The following is a 22,375-nucleotide window of genomic DNA, read 5'->3' on the forward strand; positions in this document are numbered from 1 at the left end:
CCTCGTGCCTCCGGGCCCGTGTCAGCCGATGGCCACCACGACCGGGCCGCCGGTGGGGTCGGCGCGGGAGGTCCAGGACGGGGGCAGTCGCAGGGAGCGGGAGGGGGAGGCAGCGGCCGGGATCCGCCGGCGCCACAGGAGGTGGCCGTCCTGGTGGACCGTCACCAGCGGAGCGGTCAGGGGCTCCCCGGAGCGCAGGAGGAGCGGGCGCGCGGCGGTGCCCGTGAACCGGTTCGGCGTCACCCACAGGAGCGGGGCCCGGACCTCCAGCGGGGGGCCCGGCTCCGGCCAGGGGGCGCCCGCCAGGTGGGCCAGTACCGAGGCCGCCGCGGCTGCTCCCTCCCCGGCCGCGGTGGCCGCGCGTTCGATGCCGTGGAGGGCGTTGCCGACCGCGAAGACGCCCGGGGCGGAGGTACGGAACGACGCGTCCACGCCGGGGCCCCGGGTGCCGGGGTCCAGGGGGATGCCGCCGCGGCGGGCCAGCTCGTGGTCGGGGATCCAGTCGCCGGTGAAGACCACCGTGTCGCAGGCGAGGACCCCCGACCGGCCGTCCCGGTGGCGGACGGCCACACCCGTCAGCCGGCCCCGGCCGCGCAGTTCGCCCACCGTGGTCCGGGTGAGCAGCGGCACCCCCGCCACGGCGGCGGCGCGCGGGCTCTCCGTGACCATCGCCACCACGTCCGTACCCGCCCGCCGCAGCGGGCGCACCGCGTGCCGGGCCACCGGTTCGGCGCCCACGACGACGGCCCGCCGGCCGACGGGCAGGCCGTACCGGTGGACCGACTGGAACAGCTCGCCCGTGCTGAGTACGCCCTGCGGGCGGGAGCCCGGCACCAGCCGGGCGCTGCGGGGGCGCTCCCGGGCGCCGGTGGCGAGGACCACGGCCCGGGCCGTGATCCGCTCCGTGCCCGCCGGGCTCGTGGTCTCCAGGGACAACGGTCCGGCCCAGCCGGTGGCGGTGACTGCGGTGCGGACCGCGGCCCCGGCGGCGGCCGCCGCCCACGCGGACCGCCGTGCGTACTCGGGACCGCTCAGCCAGGGACGCGGCGGCCGGCCGAAGCCGCCGTGGTGGAGGTGGCGCGGCAGTCCGCCCGGCTCCGCGTCGCGTTCCAGGACCTCGACCCCGCCCGCGCCCGCCTGCGCCAGCCGGGCGGCCAGGGCCAGTCCGGCGGGCCCGGCGCCGACCACGAGTACGTCGACCGTACGGTTCACCGGCGGGCCTCCTCGAACAGCGCGCGGACGGCTGCCCCGCAGTGGAAGCCCTGGCAGCGGCCGCCCCGGGCGCGCGTGCGCCGCCGCAGGCCGTCCACCGAGGCGGGCGGGACGGTCCCGGCGAGCGCGTCCCGTATCTCCCCACGGGTCACGCGCTCGCAGTGGCAGACGATCCGGCCGTACTCCGGATCCGCCGCGATCATCGCCGCGTCGCGGTAGGGCCGGGGGAACGCCTCGCCGAGGTTCGGCATGCGCACCGGCTCCAGCTCCCGTGCTCCGGCCACCGGCAGGCCACCCTCGGCGAGCAGTTCCACCACGTGGGCGGCGATCGCCATCGAGGCGGTCAGTCCGGTGGACCGGATGCCTCCGACGGTCACGTACCGCTGCGCGGGATGCGCCCGGACCGCGTAGTCCTCCTGCCCGGTGGCCGCCCGCAGCCCGGCGTAGACGGCGGTGACCTCCTCCTCCAGGAGCGCCGGCAGGATCCGCCGGCCCTTCTCCCGCAGCAGCGCGAGCCCTTCGGCGGTGGATCCGGTGGCGGTCTTGTCGTCCAGGTCCTCGGCGGTCGGCCCGAGCATGACGTTCCCGTACACCGTCGGCGTCACCAGCACGCCCTTGCCGCGCGCGTCCGGCACCGGCAGCAGGATGTGGCGTACGAGGCCGCGGGCCAGTTCGTCGAAGACGATCAGCTGGCCGCGCCGGGGCGTCACGGTGAAGTCGGCGTGGCCGAGGAAGCGGTCGATCTCGTCGGCGTACAGCCCCGCCGCGTTGACCAGGTGCCGGGTGCGCAGCGGCCCCCGGCCGGTGGCCAGTACGTGCGGATCGCCCGGGGCGACCGACCGTACCGGGCAGTTGAGGTGCAGGTGGACGCCGGCGCGGACGGCCTGCGTGGCGTAGGCGAGGGTGGTCGTCCAGGGGCAGATGACCGACTCGTCGGGCACGTGGAGCGCGCCCAGCACGCCCGGCCCGAGCTCCGGCTCGCGGGCCCGCACCTCCGCGGCCGGGAGGATCCGGGCCGTGCGGTGGCCGTTGCGTACGGCCTTCTCGGCGAGCCCCGGCAGGGCGGCGAGCTGCTCCTCGTTCCAGGCGACGAGCAGCGCCCCGAGCGGTTCCACCGGGATGCCGCAGTCGGCGGCGTACGAGGCGAGCAGCCGCTGTCCGTCCCGGACGAGCCGGGATTCCAGGGAGCCGGGCACGGCGTCGAAACCGGTGTGCAGGATGGCGGTGTTGGCCTTGGAGGTGCCGTTGCCGACGTCGTCGGAGGCGTCGACCAGGGCGATCCTCAGGGGCAGCCGGGCCAGTTCGCGGGCGATGGCGGAGCCCACGACGCCGGCGCCGACGACCGTCACGTCGTAGGCGGAGCCGGCCGGCAGCGGGCCCCGGGTGGTGACGGTGGTGACGGTGGTGCGGGGGGTCCGAGCGGCGCCGGGGGTCCGAGCGGCGCCGGGGATGCCAGGGGCGCCGGGGCCGGCCGTCATGCCGGGCCGTCGAGCAGGGCCGACACCGCCGTCCGGAACCGTGCGCGGCGCTCCGCGGCGTCGGCCGCGCCGGCCCTCGGCTCGTAGACGGCGGACGGTTTCCACTCCGGGACGGCCTCGTGCACGGTGAGCGAGGCGTCGAGGCCGAGCCGGGCGGCGGCCCCCACGCCGAGGGCGGTGGCGTCCGGCAGCGCCGACACCTCGACGGGGATCTGCAGCAGATCGGCCTGCGCCTGCATGAGCAGCGCGGACCGGGAGAGTCCGCCGTCGACGCGCAGGGTGGTCAGGGGCGCGCCGAGATCGGCGGCGACCGCGTCGGCGAGTTCCGCCACCTGCGCGGCGATGCCGTCGCACAGCGCGTGTACGAGGTGCCCGGCGGTCGTGTCGAGGCCGAGGCCGGTGACCGAACCGCGCAGGTCGCCCCGCCACCAGGGGGCGGCGAGCCCGGCGAGCGCGGGGACGAAGGTGACGCCGCCGGCGTCCGGGGCGCTCCCTCCGACGACGTCGATGTCCGCGGCTCCGGAGATGACCCCGAGGTCGGTGAGCCACCGCACGGCGGAGGCGGCCGTGTACACCTGTCCGTCCAGGCAGTAGCTGGTCTGCCCGCCGAGCCGCCAGGCGACGCAGCCGACCAGCCCGGAGGTGCTGCGCCGGGGCAGCGGGCCGGTCTGCGCGAGGAGGAACGCCCCGGTGCCGTAGGTGCACTTGGCGGTGCCGGGCTCGGTCACGCGCTGGGCGAGCAGCGCGGCCTGCTGGTCGACGAGCAGTCCCGTCAGCGGCAGCCGGGGCCCGAACGCGGTGGTGGCGGCGACGTGGGTGTCCGCGTCGACGACTTCCGGCAGCCGCTCGCCGGTGAGGCCGAACACGTCGAGTGCGGCCGGGGACCAGTCGACGGTGTCGAGGTCGAGCAGCTGGGTGCGGCCCGCGGTCGCCGCGTCGGTGACGAAGGCGCCGCCGGTGAGCCGGTGCACCAGCCACACGTCGCTGGTGGTCACGACGCCCCGCCGGGTGAGGCTGCGGCGTATCCAGGCCATCTTCGGCGCGGCGAAGTAAGGGTCGAGCGGCAGGCCCGTCCGTTCCCGCAACGCCTCGGCGTGCGCGGCCAGTTTGGTGCACAGCTCCTCGGCCCGGCGGTCCTGCCAGACGATCGCGTCGGTCAGCGGCTCACCGCTCGCGGGGTCCCACGCGAGCACGGTCTCGCCCTGGTTCGCCACGCCCACCGCCGCCACCGGCTCGCCGGCCGCCGCCAGGGCGGCCCGCCCGGCGTCGAGGACCGAGTCCAGCAGCTCGCGCGGGTCGACCTCCACGCGGCCGCCCGGCAGGTACCGGGGCCGTACGGGGGCGGAGGCGGAGCCGATGACCCCGCGTACGGGACAGATGACGAGGGCCTTGGTTCCCGAGGTGCCCTGGTCCACAGCGAGCACCGGGCCCGTCATCACCACTCCGTCCCTGGATCGACATGCGTGTGATCGTCGCCTCGGAAGCCTTCACCAGCGGACGTCGCCCGTCAAGATCCGTCCCGGCGGGCACCGGCCGTCCGGAGATGCGGCTGACGCAAATTCATCTGCCGCACGTGGCTTGATAGTTGCATTTGAAAGGTTCCCTGACGGTTCCATGACCCCAACGCTCACACTCGATCTATAGTGATCGCCGATCACCAGGCGCGAAGGCCATGCGATGTGAGGACCGATGACCACGACCACCGCAAGACGCGCCCGTCCCGGCCACCCGTCGACCGGGACGAGGTGATGGCGGGCGGCGACTTCCGGCCCGTCTACCACCCCGCCGGCCACGACAACGAACTGCGCGTCGCCGTACAGGACCTGCGCACCGGCCGCTGGGTGTCGATGGCCCAGTTACTGGACCGCACGGACGGCTGGGGGCTGTGGACCCAGCGCACCCAGGTGCTCGCCGCGGTCGCCGCCGGCTCGGACGTGGTGCAGGCCTGGCGCGCCGAGGAACCGCGCAGTGTCGCCGCCTCCGTCATGCACACCCGGGTCGTCGTGGAACGGGCCGTCCGCGCCCACCGTGCACGGCACCCGCGCACGCGCGAGCTGTGGCGTGAGGCATGGGAGGCCTGCCGCGACACCGCCGAGGCCAGCCCCGCCGACCCCGTGCCGTGGGTCTGCCTGCTCGCCCTCGCCTCCCTCGACGAACACCGCTCGATGGACGAGCACCGGCTCCGGGCGCCCGCCGTGATGCTGCCCCCCGGCCCCTGGGGCATCCTCGCGCAGGCCGACAAGCGCGACCCGCACAACCGCGAGGCGTACCACCGGATGCTCCAGTTCGTCTGCGCCGGCACCCCCGGACCGCTCACCGAGGCCGCCAACTTCGTACACTGGGCGGCCGGTTCGGCGTCGCCCGGATCCGCGGTCCACCTCCTGCCGCTCTATCTCAGCATCGAGCGCTACCGCCGCGAGCGCGGCCAGGAGCGGGCGCTCGACCTGCACTGGGTCACCGAGGACGCCGTCCGTGACGCCGGCCACGCGCTGGACACCTGGTTCCGGTACGCCGACCTGCGCCGCGCCTCCCCGCTCGACCTGAACCACCTCGCCCACGCCCTGTGGGGAGCCAACCGGTTCGACGAGGCGGCCCAGGTCTTCGACGTGATCGACCGGTACTGGACCACGCTGCCGTGGGCCTACCGGACCCGCGACCCGGCCGACCAGGAACTGGCCGCGGAGGTCTTCCTGCAGGCCCGGTCCCGCAGCCTCGCCGGCCGGGACTGACCGCCGCTCCCCCGCTCACCGGCGACCCCGCGGCCCCACCGGCTCACCGCCCCACCCCCCGCCCCCGTCCCCGCGCTCCACGACCCCCCGGAGGTACCTCCCCATGTCCCGAACCGCGCCGACCGTCCGCCAGGACCGCAAGGCCCCGCCCCGGCAGGACGAGGAGGAACGACTCAGAGAACTGGGCTACCAGCCCGTCCTCGCCCGCCGGATGGGCGGCTTCGGGAACTTCGCGATCAGTTTCTCGGTCATCTCCGTCCTGTCCGGCTGCATGACCCTGTACGGCTTCGGCCTGGGCACCGGCGGTCCGGCCGTGATGATGTGGGGCTGGGTCGGCGTCGGGGTCTTCGTCCTCTGCGTGGGTCTCGCCCTCGCCGAGGTGACCAGCGCCTATCCCACCTCGGGAGCCCTCTACTACATGGCCGACCGGCTCGGCGGCCGCCGCTGGGGCTGGTACACCGGCTGGCTCAACCTGCTCGGCCTGCTCGGCGCCATCGCCGGCATCGACTACGGCGCCGCCCTGTTCACCGGCGCCTTCCTCAACCTCCAGTTCGGCTTCGTGCCCACCGCCGGCTCGACCTTCCTGATCTTCCTGGCCATCCTGCTGCTGCACGCCGTGCTCAACCTCTTCGGCGTCCGCCTCGTCAGCGTGCTGAACTCCGTCAGCGTGTGGTGGCACCTGGCCGGCGTCGCCGTGATCGTCGGCGCCCTGGCCTTCGTACCCGACCACCACCAGTCGCCCTCGTTCGTCTTCACCGAGTTCGTCAACGACACCGGCTGGGCCAACCCGTTCTACGTGGCCGCGGTCGGCCTGCTGCTCGCCCAGTACACCTTCTCCGGGTACGACGCCTCCGCGCACCTCTCGGAGGAGACCTCCAACGCCTCCGTCTCCGCCGCCAAGGGCATCGTCCGGGCCATCTGGGTGTCCTGGATCGCCGGGTTCGCGCTGCTCGCCGGACTCACCTTCGCCATCCAGGACTACGCCGCCGTCCAGGGCAGCGCCACCGGCGTCCCGCCGGCGCAGATCTTCCTCGACGCCCTCGGCTCCGGAGGAGCCAGCGCCCTGCTCCTCGTCGTCATCGTCGCCCAGCTCTTCTGCGGCAACGCCGAGGTCGCCGCCGCGAGCCGGATGGTCTTCGCCTTCAGCCGCGACAACGCGCTCCCCGGCTCCGCCCTGTGGCGCAAGGTCAGCAGCCGCACACAGACTCCGGTCCCGGCCGTCTGGCTCTCGGTCGTCGTCGCGGGCGTCCTGGCCCTCCCCTCCCTCTACTCCGCCACCGCCTACGGGGCCGTGACCGCCATCAACGTCATCGGCATCACCCCGGCCTACGCCATCCCGATCTACCTGCGGCTGCGCGCCGGCAACCGCTTCCAGCCCGGACCGTGGAACCTGGGCCGCTGGAGCAAGCCGATCGGCTGGACCGCCGTCGTCTGGGTGGCCGTCGTCACCGTCCTGTTCTGCCTGCCGCAGAAGTCCCCGGTCACGATCGACTCGATGAACTACGCCGTGATCGCCCTCGCGGTGGTCCTGGTCCTCGCCAGCGCCTGGTGGTACGCCGCCCGCCGCTCGTACGGAACCCCGTCGGCCTACGGCAACGCCCGGGAACAGGCCGAGATCGCCGAGGGCATCGTCTGATCCCTCCCCCGTACGCACTGCTCCCGGACATGACCCAGGGGCCGTTCCGGATTCCTCCGGAACGGCCCCTTTTTTCCCGTGGTCACGGGCCACGCGTCGCCAATACGGCTGCCCAGCAACGGACTTCAGCGGGGCGCGGCGTGATGAGATGATCGTCCGCCGCCGCACGTGACCGGGTGAGGGGAAGCGTCCTCCCGGCCCGTGGCACCGCCGGCTCCCGCTCCTTCCGCGCACTGCGCCCCGCGCCGCGCACGTCGAGAGGTCTTCAGCATGTCCGTGGTCGGTTCCCGTCTCAGCGTCCTGTCCGAGGACTTCGCCGCCGCCCCCCAGCGTCATTTCGCCCGGCTGAGGGAGCGGGACCCCGTGCACTACGAGCCGGCGATCGACAGCTACTTCCTCTCCCGCTACGAGGACGTCAGACGGGTCCTGACCGACCACGAGGCGTTCACCACCGAGACGCTGCAGGTGCGCGCCGAGCCGGTGATGCGCGGGCCGGTCCTCGCCCAGATGACCGGAGCCGAGCACACCGCCAAGCGGAAGATCGTCGTGCGGGGTTTCACCGGCCCGGCCCTGCAGGACCAGATACGCGCCGTCCACGCCAACGCCGCCGAACTCCTGGCCCCGTACCTCCCGCTGGGCCGGATGGACCTGGTCAACGACTTCGGCAAACCCCTGGCCGTCCAGGTGACGCTCGACGTCCTCGGCCTGGACCGGGCGGACTGGCAGCAAGTGGCCGCCTGGCACGGCGGGGTCGCCGAGTTCATCACCAGCATGACGCTCACGCCCGAGCGCCGCCGCCACTGCATCGACTGCGCGGAGCAGTTGGAGGCCTATCTCGTCCCCGTCATCGAACAGCGCCGCCGCCACCCCGGCGAGGACCTGATATCGAAGCTGTGCACCGCCGAGTTCGACGGCATCGCCATGAGCAACCGCGATGTCACCGCCCTGATCGTCAACGTGCTGGCCGCCGCCACAGAGCCCGCGGACAAGACGCTCGCGCTGCTCTTCAAGCACTTGATCGACCACCCCGGGCAGCTGGCCCAGGTCCGCCGGGACCCGGAGCTGCTGCCCGCCGCGATCGCCGAGACCCTGCGCTTCACCCCGCCGGTCCAGCTCGTTCCCCGCCAGGCGGCCGAGGACTGCGTGTTCGCGGGTACGACCGTCCCGGCGGGTGCCACCGTCTTCTGCATGATCGGCGCGGCCAACCGCGACCCCGGTGCCTTCACCGCCCCGGACACCTTCGACATCCACCGCCCGGACCTGGGCACCGCCCGCTCCTTCACCGCGGCCGCCCAGCACCTGGCCTTCGGCACCGGACTCCACCAGTGCGTCGGCGCGGCCTTCGCCCGCGCCGAGATCGAGACCGTCGCCGCGATGCTCCTGCCCCTCCTGGACCAGGTCCGCTACAGCCCCGGTTTCCGCTACCGGGAGACCGGTCTTTACACCCGGGGCCCCGTCTCCCTGTCGCTGGACTTCACTCCCGTCCACGACGGTGGAACCCGGCTACGGCGAAGCCCGTCTTGCAGGGCGGCCTCCGCCGGGGCCGGCCACGCGCCGTCCACCCCGGTTCCGGAAGCCGCACCTGCCCAACCCCCCACTCCCCAGGCGAAGACGACGACGATGACATCCACGACCTCCACGACCTCCACGACCTCCACCGACATCACCAAAGCCATCAACGACCTGCTGTTCACCCCCGGCCTCGACCTCGACGAGGCCGTCGAGCGGCACTTCACCCCCGACTACCGCCAGCGCACCGACGGCGTGTGGAGCGACCGGGCCGGCTTCGTGCAGCACATGACGCGCCTGCGCACCCTGGTGCGCAGCGGACACATAGAGGTCCACGACGAACTGCGCGACGGGCCGCGCTACGCGGACCGCCACACCGTCACCATCACCCGGAACAACGGGCGCACCTCCAGCACCGAGGTCTACCTCTTCGCCCGGATGGCCCCCGACGGCCGCTTCCAGTGCGTCGAGGAGACCACCCTCCTGATCACCGGCCACCCCGACGACGGAAACCTCGGCAGCGTCAAGTGATCTGAGCAAGGCCCCGTCGACATGTGTGCGACGGAGGAACCGACCCACAAAAGAGAGCGCTCTCTCCGGGCCTCCCCGCCTTCGGGCAGGGGGGTCCGGTGCTGGAACGAGGAGGATGGAAACCGCCATGGTGTCCGTGGGAGAAAGACTCAGCAGGGCGCGCGTGCGCGCCTTCATCGGCCGGGACGAGGAACTCGGGCGCTTCGGGGAGGCCTTGGCGGGTGATCCCCGGGCGCCGTTCGCGTTCTACGTGTGCGGGCCGGGCGGCATCGGGAAGTCGACGTTGCTGCGGCGCCTGGCGGACCACGCCCGTGCGGCGGGACGGCTGCTCGTCGAACTCGACGGCCGGTTCGTCAGCCGGGACCCGGCCGAATTCGAGCAAGCCGCCGGCCCTTTCCTCGACGTTCCGGGCACGGTCCTGTTCGTGGACTCCTTCGAGCACTGCCAGTGGCTGGAGAGCTGGCTCTGGCACCACTTCCTGCCCCGCGCCGCGGAGGACACCCTGGTGGTCCTGGCCGGACGGCGCGCTCCGCAGCCGCAGTGGACCGCCGACCCCGCCTGGTCCCGGCTCCTGCACGTGACCGAACTGGGTCCGTTCTCCGCGGAACAGGCCCGCAGCCTGCTGGTCTCGGCCCGGATCCGGCCCGAACTGCGCGACCGCGTACTGCGCTTCGCCGGCGGCAACCCGCTGGCCCTGTCCCTCGCGGCCGCGGCGGGATCGGCGGCCTGCGCCCGGGAGGAGATCTGGGCCCCGTCGGCGGACGTCCTGCGCACCCTGCTGGCCGGGTTGATCGGCGAGGTCCCCACGGCCGCCCACCGCCGCGCCCTGGAGGTGGCGGCGCAGGCCCACTCGACGTCCGAGGAACTGCTCGCCGCGGTCCTGCCCGAGGAGGAAGCCCATCCGCTCTTCTCCTGGCTCAGGGACCTGCCCTTCATGGAGTCCACGCACCGGGGGCTCCACCCGCACGACGCCGCCCGCGAGACCCTGGCCGCCGACCTGCGCTGGCGTGCCCCCAACGCGTTCGAGACGATGCGCCAACGCCTCGCGGACGAGTACCTGCGCATCCTGCGGGAGGCACCCGAGGAGCGGGTGTGGACCGTGACCGACGAGCTCTTCTACCTCTTCCGGGAGGGCGAGACCCTGGCCCGGCTGCGCACCTGGTCCCGCGAGGACGAGGTGCACGACCGTCCGCTGCACCCGGACGACCTCGACGTCGTGCTGCGGATGGCCGAGGAGACCGAGGGGCCCGCTTCCGCGGAACTGGTCCGCTACTGGGCGCAGCGCCAGCCACAGGCCTTCAGCGTCTACCGTCTCGTGAGCACGGGCCGGGTCGTGGCCTTCACGGCCCGGCTGGCCCTGCCGGCGCCCCCCGACCCCGAGGACCTCGCCACCGATCCCGTCGTCGCCGCCGCGTGGGCCCACACCGACGCCACCGCCCCGGTGAGCCCCGGCGAACACATCGGGATAAGCCGCTTCTCGATCTACCCCGAGCGCTACCAAGTCCCTTCGCGCGTGATCGACCTGAGCAGTTCCCGGGCTCAGGCGGAGGCGGCCCGCGCCCGCGGCCGCGCCTTCGGCTTCGCCGTCTTCCGGGACGCCGAGACCTGGGCCGAGCGCGTCAAGGGCACGCTCGCCGACACCGGGGCGCGCCCGCGCGTCGGCGCTCACACGTACGGGCTGTTCGGCGTCGACTGGCGCCGGCTCCCCGTGGAGACGTGGCTGCTGCACTTCATAGCGGCCCCCGACGAACCGGTCCCGTCCGGCCCGTCCGCCGTCTCGCGCACCGCCTTCGACCAGGCCGTGCGGGAGGCGTTGGCGCACTGGCGCGACCCGGGCGCCTTCGCCGCATGCGCCCTCATGCGTACGCGGCTCGCGGCCGACCTCGCCGAACCGGTCGCGGAGTTGCGCATCCTGCTGCGCCAGGCCGTCGACCAACTCGCCCGGGACCCGCGCGGGGTGCGCGCCCGCGAGGCCCTGACGGCGGGCCACTTCTCCGGCGCCCCCACCCAGGAGGCCGCCGCCCGCCGCCTCGGCCTCCCGTACGGCACCTACCGTCGCCACCTGCGCCAGGGCCTGGACCTGCTCTGCGAGGCCCTGTGGCAACGGGAGCTGCACGGAGCCCCGTAACGAGGGCTGCGGCGTCCCTCCGGCGGGGTGGACAGGGACGGACAGCAGTGGACAGTGCCCGTCCCCGCCGGGCCTGGAGAGTGGACACCGGCCGACGCGAGTCTGTGCGCCATGAACGCAGCACGCACACAAACGGACCGCGCCGTACGCCGGGCCACCCGGCCGGGAGCGGTGCTCGCGGCGCTCGCCGCGGCCCAGTTCACCGTCATGCTCGCCACCTCGATCGTCAACGTGGCACTCCCGCAGATCCGTGCCGGGGCCGGCCTCTCGGACGGCGGCACCACCTGGGTGGTCAACGCCTACGGGCTCGCGTTCGGGGCACTGCTCCTGGCGGGTGGTCGGCTGGCCGACCTCCTCGGCCACCGCCGGGTCCTCGTCTCCGGGCTCGCCCTGTTCGCGCTGGCCTCGCTGACGGCGGGACTGGCCGGCTCCTCGGGCGTGCTGATCGCGGCCCGCGCCTTCCAGGGCCTCGGCGCCGCCGTCATCGCCCCGGCCGCGCTCGCCCTGGCACTGGACGGGTCCCCGTCCGGCCCCGGGCGCGGCAGGGCACTGGGCGTGTGGGGAGCGGTCTCCGGCGCGGGAGGAGCGGGCGGCGTCCTGCTCGGCGGGGTCCTCACGCAGGCCTGGGGCTGGCCCTGGATCTTCCACTCGGTCGCCATCGGATCGGCGCTGGTCGCGGTCGCGGTAGCGGTGCTCGTACCACCGGCGCCCGAGCGTGCGGCCGGGAGGACCGCCGGAGGCTTCGACCTGCTGGGCACGGCCACCGTCACCCTCGCCCTGACCTGCCTGGTCTGGGGCCTGACCACCGCACGCGGCGCCGGCTGGACCGCCTCGGCGGTGCTGGGCGCCCTCGGCGCCGCGGCCGCGCTGCTCGCGGCCTTCGCCGTGATCGAGCTCCGCCGGCCGAACGCGCTGGTCCCGCCACGGCTGTTCCGTACCGGCCGGGTCGCCGCGGGCAACCTGCTGATGGTGCTCTTGGGGTCCGTGTGGATCGCCCTGTTCTTCTTCCTGCCGCTCTACCAGCAGCAGGTCCTCGGCTCCGGCCCGCTGGTCACCGGCCTCGGCCAACTCCCCCTCGCAGCCGCCAACATGGTCGGCTCCACCCTCGCCCCACGGATCTCCCGGCGCATCGGCGCGACCGCCACGGTGACCGGCGCCCTGCTGACCGAGGCCGCCGGATTCCTCTGGCTGTCCCGGATCCGCGCCGACGGCAGCTACCTCGCCGACCTCCTCGGCCCGAGCGTCCTGATCGGCCTGGGCCTGAGCATCGCCTTCGTGCAGCTGACCGCCCTGTCCGTGGACGGCGTCCCACGGAAGGACGCGGGGCTCGCCGGCGGTCTGGTGAACACCTCCCGGCAGGTCGGCGGCGCCATCGGCCTCGCCGTCCTGGCCACCCTCGCCGGCACCGTCACCACCCACGCGGCCACCCACCAGACACCACTCGAAGCACTCACCGCCGGCTACCGCGTGGCCTTCGGCGTCTGCGCCGCCGTCCTCGTCGCCACCGCCGCCCTCACCCCGCTCCTCACCCGCCGCACCTCCGGAACCGCCGCCCCAGCCCCGGCCCCGCAACCCGCCGCAGACGGCCGCTGCTGACCACCCGACCGTACGCACCACCGACAGCACGCCGACCGAGAGGAAGAACAGCCGTGTTCACCATCGACGAGACCGCTCCCGCCATCGTCCGCCTGTCCACCGTGATCGACGCCCCGCTGGAGCGGGTCTGGGCCCTGCACACCGACATCGACGCCTGGCCCACCTGGAACCCCCACATCGACCAGGCAGAACTCGACGGCCCGCTGCTGCCGGGCCACTCCTTCACCTGGAAGACGCACGGACTGGACATCACCTCCACCGTCCGCGAGATCGTCCCCGGCGAGCGGCTGGTCTGGGCCGGCCCGGCCCACGGCATCGAGGGCGTCCACGTGTGGACCTTCGAACAGACCGGCAGCCAGGTGAGCGTCCACACCGAGGAGTCCTGGAGCGGCGCCCCCGTCGACGCCGCGCCCGACGACCTCGGCCGGGCCCTGCACGACTCACTGACCGCCTGGCTCGCCGCCCTCAAGACCCGCGCCGAGCAGACCGACTGACACCCCCGCCCCACCCCACCACAGAAGCCCGCCCCTACCCCTCACCGCCACGCAAAGCGAGGTTCCCGCCATGACCACCACCCCCAAGCCCTACCTGACCGGCCACTACACCCCCGTCGTCGACGAGATCACCGCCACCGGGCTCACCGTCGAAGGCACCCTGCCCCCCGAGCTGACCGGCCGGCTCATCCGCAACAGCCACAACCCCAAGCCCGGCGTCACCCCCACCCACTGGTTCAAGGGCAGCGGCATGGTCCACGGCATCCGGCTTCGCAACGGCCACGCCGAGTGGTACCGCAACCGCTGGGTGCACACCCCCGCCCTCGACGGCGCCCCGTACATGACCGATCGCGGCCCCGACCTGACCGCCAGCACCGCCGGCACCCACGTCATCGAACACGCCGGACGCCTGCTCGCCCTGTGCGAGGCCAACCTCCCCTTCGAACTCACCCGGGACCTCGACACCGTCGGCGCCTACGACTTCGACGGCAAACTGACCGGCGCCATGACCGCACACCCCAAGCAGGACCCGGTCACCGGCGAGCTCCACTTCTTCGGCTCCTCACCGTTCCCGCCCTTCCTCACCTACTACGTAGCCGACACCAAGGGACAGATCAGCCACAGCACCGAGGTGCCCGGAGCGACCGCCGCCCTCAAGCACGACTTCGCCGTCACCCGCCACCACGTGATCTTCATCGAGGGCAACGTCACCTTCGACCCCACCGAACACTCCGGCATCCCCTACAGCTGGAACGACCAGCAGCCCGCCCGCATCGGCGTCATGCCCCGCGGCGGCGAAGGCGCCCGGCACGTGCGCTGGTTCTCCATCGAGCCGGGCAACATGCTGCACGCCGCCAACGCCTACGAGGACGCCCAGGGCCGCATCGTCCTGGAAGGCCCCACCGTGGACCGCGAGGGCTTCCGGCTCTCCTGGAACTGGTGGGTCGGCGCGCCCGGACGCGGCAGCGAGCCCGTCTCCCGCTCCTACACGCGCCGTTGGGTGATCGACCTGGCCGACGGCACCGTGGGTGAGCAGATCATCGACGACCTGGCGGTCGAGTTCCCAACCCTCAACGAGGAGTACCTGGGCACGGAGAACCGCTACGGGTACGCCATCTCCTTCCCCGACGAGAACGGCTTCGGCGGCTATGGCGTCGTCAAGTACGACCGCACCACCGGTGCTCGCCGCATCCACCGGGTCGGTGACGCCCGCATGCCGGGCGAGGCCGTCTTCGTCCCCGCCGCCCGTGCCACGTGCGAGGACGACGGCTACCTGCTCACCGTCGTCTCCGACCTCAAGCAGGACGCCTCCCAGCTGCTGGTCCTGGACGCCTCCGGGCTGGACCGGATCGCCACCGTCCACCTGCCCCACCGGGTGAGCGCGGGACTCCACGGCTCGTGGATCCCCGACAGCGGCCCGGAGGCCGACGTGAGCTGAGCACGGCGCTCGCCGGCACGAGAACACACAACCCCGGGGAGCGAGCGCGCCGCTCCCCGGGGCTGCCCGCTACCCGGAGCGTTTGGATCCGGCGATCTTGATCAGACGAAGAGGGATGCACCGGGTCCGCCGTCCCGGGCGCCGCTCCGGCCGTGTCGGTCAGGTGGCGAGAGGGACCGCGTAGGAGGGGACGAAGCTCGTGACGATTGAGGGAGGGGCCCGTATGACGGCATCGGGAGGGCGTCGGCGTGAAGGGGGTGTCCGCGTTCCGTCGTTGGGGCGGGACGTCGTGTTGGCGGTGGGTCTGGTGGGGATATGTCTCGGCGGGGCGGCCGTCTTCGTCAAGGCGGCCCTGGAGACGGGCGGCGACGCACCCGTGCTGCCGATCGCCACCGTGCTCCTCCTGGCCGCCGGAGTGGCGCTCGCGCGGTGGAGCATCACTCCAGGCCTGCGTCGCACCACTGGGCTGCGGCCGGGTCCGCCCGGCCCGATGGGGCCGCCGCAGCCGGAGTCGGAGACCGCCCGCCTGCCCGAGGTCGACTCCGACGCCTTGGACCACACGGCGGTGGACGCCGACGGCTTCGAGCACACGGTCGCCGCGCTGTGCGCTCGGGACGGCTGCCCTCAGGTGGAAGTGGTGGGCGGAGCAGGGGACTTGGGAGCCGATGTGATCGCCACGACGGCGGACGGACGGCGCGTGGTCATCCAGTGCAAGCAGTACGGCGAGGGCCATCGGGTCGGTTCCCAGGACCTCCAGCGCTTCGGCGGCACCTGTTTCGCCGTCCACGAGGCCGATGTGGCCGTCGTCGTGACCACGAGCGACTTCACCGCCCCGGCCACGGAGTACGCGGCCGCCTGCGACATCGTCTGCGTCGACGGGGGCGGCCTGGCCGCGTGGACGGAGTCCCTGGCGCCGCCTCCCTGGGACGCCGCCGCCGCGGTGCGCGCGGAGGGGTGACGTCCCGGCGCACCGCGCGCTCCGGGGCCCGAAACGCATGTCCGGCTCGGTTCACCGGTGAAGGAGGCCCGTCCGGCCCCGGAGGTGCTGCTTGACCCTGTCGCCGGCGGCAGGGTTGCACGATGACCGGCATGAACAGCACCGCAGAGCAACAGGGTCGTCGTCGTCACCGGGGCCGGTACCGGGATCGGCCGGGCCACCGCCCTCGCCTTCGCCGCCGAGGGCGAGCCGGAGCGGATCGTCCGGACCGAGCTGGAGGCACACGGCCGGCTGGACGTGCTCGTCAACAACGCGGGCATCGTGCGCAGCGGCGCCCTCGGCACGCTGACGCCAGACGTGATCGCAGTTCAGCTGGCCACCAACCTCGTCGCCCCCCCTCCTGCTGGCCCAGGCCGCGCTGCCGCGCCTGGAGAAGGCGGGCGGGGTGATCGTCAACGTCAGTACGTCAGTGGGGCAGCGGGCCTGGCTCGGCAGCTCGGTCTACGCGGCCACCAAGTCCGCCCTGGAGTCGCTGACCCGCAGCTGGGCGGTCGAGCTGGCGCCCCGCGGGATCCGGGTGGTGGCGGTCGCGCCCGGCGCGATCGACACCCCCATCGGCGAGCACCAGGGCCTGACGCCGGAGCGGATGGCAGCGGTGCGGGAGTGGCAGCTGGCGCACACTCCACTGGCCCGGATCGGCCGCCCCGAGGAGGTGGCCTGGACGGTCACCCAACTTGCCGCATCGGACGCGCCGTTCGTCACCGGGGTGGTGTAGATGACCGGCGGGCGGATCCCCCCGGCGGCCTGAACGGCCGTCGGGGGGTGCCGAGATGGATCAAGGGGCCGGTTCAGATTGCTCTGACTCGATCTCGGGCGAAGGGCTCGCGACTGCTCCCGCGGGCGCCGAGGGCGGTCGCCGCGGCAACGATCGACAGAGCCGCGAGCAAGGCGAACAGCGCCGGGTAGCCGCCCACGGGATGGGCCAGGACGGCACCTGCGAAGGGGGCGAGGGCTGCCGCGGCATGGGCGGGTGCGCCGAGGAGTCCGGAGAGTCGGCCGTAGTGCGTGGTGCCCCAGCGGTCGGTGACGGCGGTGGCCTGGAGGAGGGTGAGGTTGCCCCGGATCACGCCGGCGAGGACGGAGACGGCGACGAGGAGGGCGTACGGTCCGGCGACGGTGGCGAGGGCTGCGGTGGTGAGGGCGCCGAGGGCGATCAGGGTGACGGTACGGGCGGTGACGTCCAAGTGGCGGGCGAGGGTCGCGTAGAGGGTGCGGCCGAGGGTTTGGCCGGCGCCGCCGAGGCCGAGGGCCCAGGCGGCTTGGGTGGTGGTGTAGCCGCGTTCCAGGAGGAGAGGGACGAGGCCGATGACAACGGCGTACATCGCGAAGGCGGACAGGGTGAAGGTGACGGCCAGCATCCGGAACGCGCGGCTGCGTACGACTCGTTCGTGGCCGGCGGTGACGTGCGGCGGGCTTGGAGGGGCCGGCGGCCAGGGGGCCCTGAGGGCGAGAGCGTGCGCCGGAACGGTAAGGGCCGCGAGGATGGCGGCGAGGACCGTGTAGGTGGCGCGCCAGGACATGTGGTCGGCGAGGATCGCGGTCAGGGGTGCGAAGACGGTCGAGGCGAGTCCGCCGGCGAGGGTGACGATGGTGAGGGCGCGGACGTGGTCGGGAGCCCACCAGCGGGTGAGGGCGGCGAAGGCGGGCTGGTAGAAGGTGGCGGCCATCGCCGCTCCGGCGAGTAGCCATCCGGTGGAGAACACGGGCAGGTTGGGGGCTGCCGCGATCACGAGCATGCTGAGGGCGCCCAGCACGGAGCCTGCGGTCATGACCAGGCGGGGTCCGCGGTGGTCCAGGACGCGGCCGACGTAGATGCCCGCGACGGCGGAGACGACGAGGGCGGCGGAGAACGCTGCGGTGGTCGTGCCCGGGCTCCAGCCGGTGTCGGCGGTGATGGTGGGGTTGAGGACGGGGAAGGCGTAGTAGACGATGCCCCAGCTGGTGATTTGGCTGAGGCAGAGGGCGGGCAGGACGGCGCGTGGCCGCGACCGGTCCCCTGTTCCGGTCGCCACCACGTCGGCCTGAGTGTCGGGCACGGTTCAGCAGCCGCCGGAAGAGGCGGTCGCAGCACCGATGGTGAGGGTGGCCGGGGCAGCGCAGCAGCCACCACCGCTCTCCTCGGCAGCCGCCGGCTCGTCGAAGAGGCCCGCCCCGCCGCACACGCCGGTTTCGGGGAGGGTGAGCTCGACGCGCTCGGCGGCCTCCCGGTCACCGGCGAGGGCGGCGGCGATGGAACGCACCTGCTCGTAGCCGGTCATGGCGAGGAAGGTGGGGGCGCGGCCGTAGGACTTCATGCCGACGAGGTAGACGTCCTTCTCCGGGTGGGAAAGCTCGTTCACGCCGTGGGGGTAGACGGTGCCGCAGGAGTGCTGGTTGGGGTCGATCAGCGGGGCGAGCTCGGTGGGGGCCTGGAGGCGTTCGTCGAGGCCGAGACGGAGCTCGTTCAGGAAGGTGAGGTCGGGGCGGAGGCCGGTCAGGACGATGACCTCGTCGACCGCGTCCAGGCGGCGGCCGTCCTCGCCGACGAGCACGATGCGGCCCGCGTCGTTCTTCTCGATGATGTCGGTGCGGAATCCGGTGACCGCGTCGGCGTAGCCGTCGTCGACGGCGGCCTTGGCCGCGAGGCCGAGGGCTCCGCGGGCGGGCAGCTGATCGGCTTCGCCGCCGCCGAAGGTGGAACCGGAGATGCCGCGGCGCAGGATCCACGTGGTGTGCGTGCCCTCGCCGTCCACGGACTTGGCGAGGTCGGCGAGGTAGGCGAGGGCGGTGAAGGCGGATGCGCCGGAGCCGATGACCGCGATCCGCTTGCCCGCGTACCTGGCATGGACGGCGGGGTCGTCGAGGTCCGGGACCCGGTAGGTGATCCGGTCGGTGGCGGCCTTCTCGCCGAGCGCGGCCAGGCCGCTGCCGCCGGCGGGGCTCGGGGTGGTCCAGGTGCCGGAGGCGTCGATGACGGCGCGGGCCAGGACCCGCTGCTCGCGGCCGTCGGCGCTCTGGAAGTGCACGACGAAGGGCTGGGTCTCGCGGTCGGCGTCGACGACGCGGTCGCGGCCGGTGCGTGAGACGCCGGTGACGGTCGCGTCGTAGCGGACCTGCTCGCCGAGGACGTCGGCGAGGGGCTGGAGGTAGAGGTCGGCCCAGTCGCCGCCGGAGGGGTAGGTGTCCGCGGCGGGCTTGGTCCAGCCGGTCGGGGCCAGGAGCTTTTCGGCGGCGGGGTCGACGACCTCGCCCCAGCGGGAGAACAGCCGCACGTGCGCCCACTGGCGTACCGCGGCTCCGGCGGCCGTGCCGGCTTCCAGGACGAGGGGTTCCAGGCCGCGGTCGATGAGGTGGGCGGCGGCTGCCAGGCCGGCTGGGCCGGCCCCGATGACGACGACGGGCAAATCGGTGGTGGCTGGCGCGTTCACGGTCGACTCCCTGGCTGTTTCGATACATGTCGATGCCTTACGTTGCCAGAATGACACTTGTTTCGACATCCGTCAACATAGATATCTATCGAAGCAGCGACGGTAAGGGCAGGGTCGCCTAGTTCGATGTGTGTCAACATAGACGCATGTCGAATGCGAAGGTTCTGCCGCTCCTGGCGCCCGAGGCCGTCGTCCCGTGCTGCCCCCCGCTGACCGAGCGCCCCATGTCCGCAGACGAGGCCGAGGTCGCGGCGAAGATGTTCAAGGCCCTCGGCGACCCGGTCAGGCTGCGGCTGTTCTCCGCCGTCGCCTCACACGAGGGCGGCGAGGCGTGCGTGTGCGACATCTCCGACGTCGGCGTTTCCCAGCCCACCGTCTCTCACCACCTGAAGAAGTTGAAGGAGGCCGGGCTGCTGTCCTCGGAGCGGCGCGGCACGTGGGTGTACTACCGGGTCGAGCCGTCCGTCCTCGCCGCGATGGGTGCGCTGCTGGCCGGCGCGGCGAAGGCGCCGTGATCAGCGTGCGGATCGAGGCGCTCCTGCCCGAGTACGCCGAACAGGTGCTCGGGATCTACCAGGCGGGGATCGACGAGGGCGACGCCACCTTCGAGACGCGGGCGCCCGAGTGGGCCGCGTTCGACAAGGCCAAGCTGCCCGACCACCGCTTCGTCGCCCTCGATGACGCCGGCGTCGTACTTGGGTGGGTCGCGGCGAGCCCGGTCTCCGACCGGTGCGCGTACGCGGGCGTGGTCGAGCACTCCGTATACGTCCACCCCGACGCCCGCGGCCAGGGTGTCGCCCGCGCCCTCCTGGACGCCCTGATCACCTCCACCGAGGCGGCCGATCTGGACGATCCAGTCCGGGATCTTCCCCGAGAACACCGCCAGCCTCGCCCTCCACGAGCGGGCCGGTTTCCGGATCATCGGCACCCGGGAGCGGATCGGCCGGCACCACGGCGCGTGGCGGGACGTCGTCCTGCTGGAGCGCCGCAGCACCGTGGTGTCGTAGGCCCCCTGACGGCGGGCCTGGAGAGGCGGACCCAGGACCCGGAGGTCCTGACAAGCCCCGAGCGGGCCCGCGGTGGCATCCCCCGAAGTTCGGGTCGGGATGTAGCGGCTGCGTCCCTGACCGGCGAGGATGCCTGTCGTGAGCACTGACCAGAAGCTCGTCCCCCTCCGTTCGACACGATCGGTGCCCGTGGTGTTCGGCGCGGGAGCCGGGATCGGGGTGCTGGGCGGGATGATCGGGCTGGGCGGTGCGGAGTTCCGCCTGCCGCTGCTGATCGGCCTGTTCGGCTTCGCCGCCCTGTCGGCGGTCATCCTGAACAAGGCGATGAGCCTGGTCGTCGTCCTGGTCGCGCTACCTGCCCGCCTCGCCGCGGTCCCGGCGGCCGAGGTGGCCGCCCGCTGGCCGGTCGCGGTCAACCTGCTGGCCGGCAGCCTGCTCGGCGCCTGGGCCGGAGCCGCCTGGGCGGTGCGGATGCGCTCAGCCACCCTGTACAAAGTCCTCGGGGCGCTGATGGTGCTCATGGCCGCCGCCCTGGTCCTCACTCACACGACCACCCTGGGCACCCTCGATCTGCCGACCGCGGCGCAGATCCCTGCCGGCGTCGTGGCCGGGTTCGGCATCGGCGTGGTCGCCGCGATCATGGGCGTGGCCGGCGGCGAGCTGCTGATCCCGACGATCGTGCTGCTCTTCGGAGAGGACATCAAGACCGCCGGGAGCCTGTCACTGCTGGTCTCCCTGCCGACCATGCTGGTGGCCTTCGCCCGCTACAGCCGTGAGGGCAGCTTCGCCGTCCTCGGCGCGAACCTGCGCTTCACCGCGGTCATGGCGGCAGGCTCGGTCGCCGGCGCCGTACTGGGCGGCCTGCTGCTGGGTGTGTTCCCGGACGTGGTCCTCATCCCCGCGCTGGCCGTGATCCTGCTGGTCTCCGCGGTCAAGCTCGCCCGTCACGACTGACGTCCGCGCACCGCGAACCTGCCGCCTGGCTCACAGGACCCGTGGAGCAGGTCTGGATGTGGCGGGCGGCATCTCAGGCTGGGCGACGGACGCCGATGAGGGTGGTAGAGCCGGTGGCGTGGTTCATCGGCGGCACGGGTGCCTTCCCTGGCGATCCGGCCGCCGGTGCCGCGCAGCCGCAGGGCGGCGAAGGGTGCGGGGGCGGGGCGGAAGCCGGTGCACCAGATGACCGCGTCGGCTCCGGCCCGGGTGCCGTCGGCCCATTCGATCCCGTCCGTCGCGAACCGGGTGAACATCGGCCCGGCGGTGAGGAGTCCGGCGTCGCGGGCGGCAGGTGTACGGCCAGGCAGCGCCGGGGGCCGTCTGGGCGTCGAGGATGACGTGCTCGATGCCCGGACGCCGCAGGTGGTAGCCGGCGGCGAGCCCGGTCTGGCCGCCGCCGATCACCACCACATCCGTGCAATGCGTCAGGCCGCGGGCTGCTCCGTGTCGGTCTTGCCACGCATGAAGATGACCGCCACCAGGGCCAGACCGACGATCACGCCGAGGAGTTGCATGCCGACGAAGCCGGGAACGGAGGCCGGGGCGATGCCCGCGAACGTGTCGGTGAAGGCGCGGCCGATGGTGACGGCCGGGTTGGCGAAGGAGGTGGAGGAGGTGAACCAGTACGCGGCGCCGATGTAGGAGGCCACGGCGACAGGGGCGAAGCGGAGGCGGTCGGTACGGGCCAGGCCGAAGATCAGCAGGATCAGGCCCGCGGTCGCCACGACCTCGCCCAGGAGGAGGTTCCCGGCGGAGCGGTCGTGGGTGGACCACTTCACCAGGGGCTCGCCGAACATGGCGTCCGCCAGGATCGCGCCCACGATCGCGCCGACGATCTGCGAGGGAACGTAGACGGCCAGCTCGCGGGCGTTGACACCGGCGCCGCCACGGCGGGCGGTCCACCACTCGGCCAGCGTGACCGCGGGGTTGAAGTGGGCGCCGGAGACGGGGCCGAGGAGTGCGATGAGGACGCCGAGCCCGAAGACCGTGGCGGTGGAGTTGGCCAGCAGCTGCAGGGCCACGTCCTGGGTGAGCTTCGTGGCCTGGATACCCGAGCCGACGACGACCGCCACCAGGGCCGCGGTGCCGACCAGCTCGGCGGCGGCGCGGGCGAACAGCGGGGTGCGGGGCGGGGTCGCGCCGGGGGCGGGCTGCGGCACGTCGGCAGACAGGGGGCTGCCGACGGGCTGGGTGGCGGTCAAGGCGGATTCTCCTCG

At 73.3% G+C, this 22,375-nt stretch carries 16 protein-coding genes and 4 pseudogenes; 12 read left to right on the top strand and 8 right to left on the bottom strand.

The window, feature by feature from the left end; all coding sequences use genetic code 11:
- Positions 1-21 precede the first annotated feature (21 nt).
- From ACZ6JT_RS05065 to ACZ6JT_RS05075, 3 genes are read right to left on the bottom strand one after another with little or no spacing between them, the layout of a single operon-like run.
- The gene (locus ACZ6JT_RS05065) at positions 22-1,212 is read right to left on the bottom strand and encodes an NAD(P)/FAD-dependent oxidoreductase (protein ID WP_469207286.1); all 1,191 of its coding nucleotides are present in this window, start codon (positions 1,210-1,212) and stop codon (positions 22-24) included.
- On the bottom strand, positions 1,209-2,690 hold the full coding sequence (locus ACZ6JT_RS05070; RefSeq protein WP_469207288.1) for an FAD-dependent oxidoreductase: 1,482 nt from the start codon (positions 2,688-2,690) through the stop codon (positions 1,209-1,211). Before ACZ6JT_RS05070 ends, ACZ6JT_RS05065 begins: the two co-directional genes overlap by 4 nt.
- Positions 2,687-4,126 (bottom strand): FGGY family carbohydrate kinase, encoded by a 1,440-nt coding sequence (locus ACZ6JT_RS05075; protein WP_469207290.1) that lies wholly within the window; start codon positions 4,124-4,126, stop codon positions 2,687-2,689. The genes ACZ6JT_RS05070 and ACZ6JT_RS05075 overlap by 4 nt, the downstream gene beginning before the upstream one ends.
- Before the next feature lie 312 nt (positions 4,127-4,438).
- Here ACZ6JT_RS05075 and ACZ6JT_RS05080 point away from each other — a divergent pair, with 312 nt between their 5' ends.
- The 9 genes and pseudogenes from ACZ6JT_RS05080 (at position 4,439) to ACZ6JT_RS05120 (ending at position 16,463) form a co-directional block, all read left to right on the top strand.
- Positions 4,439-5,419: a hypothetical protein gene (locus ACZ6JT_RS05080; protein ID WP_469208204.1), complete on the top strand. Its 981-nt coding sequence runs from the start codon at positions 4,439-4,441 to the stop codon at positions 5,417-5,419.
- Between the two features lie 103 nt (positions 5,420-5,522).
- Positions 5,523-7,055 (top strand): amino acid permease, encoded by a 1,533-nt coding sequence (locus tag ACZ6JT_RS05085; protein ID WP_365468920.1) that lies wholly within the window; start codon positions 5,523-5,525, stop codon positions 7,053-7,055.
- A gap of 270 nt (positions 7,056-7,325) precedes the next feature.
- On the top strand, positions 7,326-9,095 hold the full coding sequence (locus tag ACZ6JT_RS05090; protein ID WP_469207293.1) for a cytochrome P450, cyclodipeptide synthase-associated: 1,770 nt from the start codon (positions 7,326-7,328) through the stop codon (positions 9,093-9,095).
- A gap of 127 nt (positions 9,096-9,222) precedes the next feature.
- Positions 9,223-11,223 (top strand): P-loop NTPase family protein, encoded by a 2,001-nt coding sequence (locus tag ACZ6JT_RS05095; RefSeq protein WP_469207295.1) that lies wholly within the window; start codon positions 9,223-9,225, stop codon positions 11,221-11,223.
- A 111-nt stretch (positions 11,224-11,334) separates the two neighbouring features.
- Positions 11,335-12,819 carry an MFS transporter gene (locus tag ACZ6JT_RS05100; RefSeq protein ID WP_469207297.1) on the top strand — a complete coding sequence of 495 codons (1,485 nt, stop codon included), beginning with the start codon at positions 11,335-11,337 and terminating at the stop codon, positions 12,817-12,819.
- A gap of 53 nt (positions 12,820-12,872) precedes the next feature.
- Positions 12,873-13,313: an SRPBCC family protein gene (locus tag ACZ6JT_RS05105; RefSeq protein ID WP_469207299.1), complete on the top strand. Its 441-nt coding sequence runs from the start codon at positions 12,873-12,875 to the stop codon at positions 13,311-13,313.
- Between the two features lie 70 nt (positions 13,314-13,383).
- Positions 13,384-14,751 carry a carotenoid oxygenase family protein gene (locus ACZ6JT_RS05110; RefSeq protein ID WP_469207301.1) on the top strand — a complete coding sequence of 456 codons (1,368 nt, stop codon included), beginning with the start codon at positions 13,384-13,386 and terminating at the stop codon, positions 14,749-14,751.
- Between the two features lie 307 nt (positions 14,752-15,058).
- Entirely contained in the window at positions 15,059-15,709 is a 651-nt protein-coding gene (locus ACZ6JT_RS05115; RefSeq protein WP_469207303.1) for a restriction endonuclease, read from the top strand.
- 186 nt (positions 15,710-15,895) lie between these two features.
- A pseudogene (locus ACZ6JT_RS05120) lies at positions 15,896-16,463 on the top strand (SDR family NAD(P)-dependent oxidoreductase).
- A gap of 73 nt (positions 16,464-16,536) precedes the next feature.
- On the opposite strand, the gene ACZ6JT_RS05125 reads toward ACZ6JT_RS05120, so the two are convergent.
- Both ACZ6JT_RS05125 and ACZ6JT_RS05130 read right to left on the bottom strand, forming a co-directional pair.
- Positions 16,537-17,784: an MFS transporter gene (locus ACZ6JT_RS05125; RefSeq protein WP_469207305.1), complete on the bottom strand. Its 1,248-nt coding sequence runs from the start codon at positions 17,782-17,784 to the stop codon at positions 16,537-16,539.
- 3 nt (positions 17,785-17,787) lie between these two features.
- On the bottom strand, positions 17,788-19,155 hold the full coding sequence (locus ACZ6JT_RS05130; RefSeq protein WP_469207307.1) for an NAD(P)-binding domain-containing protein: 1,368 nt from the start codon (positions 19,153-19,155) through the stop codon (positions 17,788-17,790).
- Between the two features lie 146 nt (positions 19,156-19,301).
- On the opposite strand from ACZ6JT_RS05130, the gene ACZ6JT_RS05135 reads away from it, so the two are divergent.
- The 3 genes and pseudogenes from ACZ6JT_RS05135 to ACZ6JT_RS05145 all read left to right on the top strand — a co-directional run bounded on the left by ACZ6JT_RS05135 (position 19,302) and on the right by ACZ6JT_RS05145 (position 21,116).
- Positions 19,302-19,670: an ArsR/SmtB family transcription factor gene (locus ACZ6JT_RS05135; RefSeq protein WP_469207309.1), complete on the top strand. Its 369-nt coding sequence runs from the start codon at positions 19,302-19,304 to the stop codon at positions 19,668-19,670.
- Positions 19,667-20,162 (top strand): annotated as a pseudogene (locus tag ACZ6JT_RS05140) (GNAT family N-acetyltransferase). The gene ACZ6JT_RS05135 and the pseudogene ACZ6JT_RS05140 overlap by 4 nt, the downstream one beginning before the upstream one ends.
- A 138-nt stretch (positions 20,163-20,300) precedes the next feature.
- The gene (locus ACZ6JT_RS05145) at positions 20,301-21,116 is read left to right on the top strand and encodes a sulfite exporter TauE/SafE family protein (RefSeq protein ID WP_469207311.1); all 816 of its coding nucleotides are present in this window, start codon (positions 20,301-20,303) and stop codon (positions 21,114-21,116) included.
- Positions 21,117-21,223: 107 nt separating this feature from the next.
- On the opposite strand, the pseudogene ACZ6JT_RS05150 reads toward ACZ6JT_RS05145, so the two are convergent.
- From ACZ6JT_RS05150 to ACZ6JT_RS05160, 3 genes and pseudogenes are all read right to left on the bottom strand, one after another.
- Positions 21,224-21,445 (bottom strand): annotated as a pseudogene (locus ACZ6JT_RS05150) (pyridine nucleotide-disulfide oxidoreductase); the annotation flags it as partial.
- A gap of 25 nt (positions 21,446-21,470) precedes the next feature.
- Positions 21,471-21,569: pseudogene (locus ACZ6JT_RS05155) on the bottom strand (NAD(P)-binding protein); the annotation flags it as partial.
- A 14-nt stretch (positions 21,570-21,583) separates the two neighbouring features.
- Positions 21,584-22,360: an aquaporin gene (locus ACZ6JT_RS05160; RefSeq protein WP_469207313.1), complete on the bottom strand. Its 777-nt coding sequence runs from the start codon at positions 22,358-22,360 to the stop codon at positions 21,584-21,586.
- Between the last annotated feature and the right edge of the window lie 15 nt (positions 22,361-22,375).

The organism is Streptomyces sp. NPDC046308, from assembly GCF_055588065.1.